General features: G+C 57.4%; 3 pseudogenes. 1 reads left to right on the top strand and 2 read right to left on the bottom strand.

Going from position 1 to position 1,229, the window contains the following annotated elements:
* A pseudogene (locus tag EN780_RS34655) lies at nucleotides 1-172 on the top strand (trypsin-like serine protease); the annotation flags it as partial.
* Nucleotides 173-453: 281 nt separating this feature from the next.
* Here EN780_RS34655 and EN780_RS34650 read toward each other — a convergent pair.
* Nucleotides 454-710: pseudogene (locus EN780_RS34650) on the bottom strand (cysteine peptidase family C39 domain-containing protein); the annotation flags it as partial.
* Nucleotides 711-768: 58 nt separating this feature from the next.
* Nucleotides 769-1,229 (bottom strand): annotated as a pseudogene (locus EN780_RS34645) (HlyD family efflux transporter periplasmic adaptor subunit); the annotation flags it as partial.

The raw sequence follows: 1,229 nt of genomic DNA, 5'->3' as shown, positions 1-1,229 counted from the left end.
GTGCGCCGGAACCGAAAGCGGCGGGACCGATCCTTGCCAAGGGGACAGTGGAGGTCCTCTGACCAAAGCCCATGGCAAAAACCCTATCTTGGTTGGAATTGTCTCGAGTGGGGCCGGTTGCGGAAGGACATACGGTGTGTATACGCGCGTGTCGTATTATCGCGAGTGGATCACGAAACATACCGGTGACTGAGGGGGCGAGTCGGGATGCGTGCAGGGTGGAAAGTTCACGTTGCCGCGTATCCGAACGCGCAGAATGTCCAGACTAATCGGAGTTCATCTAACAGGTATCCTGACCATGTCCCATGAAGGCTGTGCAGGCTAGGAAGCCCCGAGGCACCCGCGCCTGGCTCATCAGCGGAGCTGGGGGCTCTGATTAGACCCGCCGGAGATCAGGGCGGCGGGCTCTATCCAGCGGCACTGTATGACGCCAAGTCCAAACGCAAATTTGATGACGACGTGCGCGATAGCGGGCTTGGGGATTTTGTCGAGGCGGTCGAAGCCACCCCTCACGCCCTTGGCTAAGAAACCAAGCCTTCTTCAGCTTCCAAGAGACCGAGCACAGTGGTGCCAGAGTGGTCGGTCGAGGCATGCTGGCGAATGCGCGACAAAAGCAGCTTGTGGCCATAGAAGGCAGCGACACAAGCAAGACTGGTCGCCCCGCAATCGGTGATATCGCGCTGCTTAAACTTGCTGACCTTGCTTGACATGGCGGCTCGCTGACTGTCTGGAAATTGAAGATTAGTCGCCCGCGTAGAGCGGATTGAGCTAATCGTCGACTTTATCATAGAGGAGTTGCAGCAAAGTGCGGCCTGCAACGAGAAAGCGTGCCCAAACGGTAATGCCTTTCTTCAGGTGAGCGATGCCCCCGTTCTTAAGGACGAGTTGGTTGCGAGACAGCGCAAGGGGGACCTTGAAGAAGGGCTCCCGCCGTGGAGAATGGAGTCCTGCGCCACGTTGAGCACCTTGGCGTCAGTGACACCCCATTGATTGTAGTTTGTAGGCATCGATTTGGATATGCACCGACTGGCCCGGGTGCACAAAAGCGATGTCTTTGGGGGGAACGTAGATTTCCACCACCAGTTCGGTACCGGCGAAACCCAACCGACGTTTTGCCCGGCCTGTACGTAGCTGCCGGAAGTGAGGCCTGAGAATTGCTCAAGAGTACTGGGGCTCGAATATGAGTCAGATCCCGCTCGTTCTCGAGCTCATGCAAAGTGGCCGTGAGC

This window comes from Mesorhizobium sp. M4B.F.Ca.ET.089.01.1.1, from assembly GCF_004022605.1.
GTDB classification, from domain to species: Bacteria; Pseudomonadota; Alphaproteobacteria; order Rhizobiales; family Rhizobiaceae; genus Mesorhizobium; species Mesorhizobium abyssinicae.
This window is presented reverse-complemented; position numbering and strand designations above follow the sequence as displayed.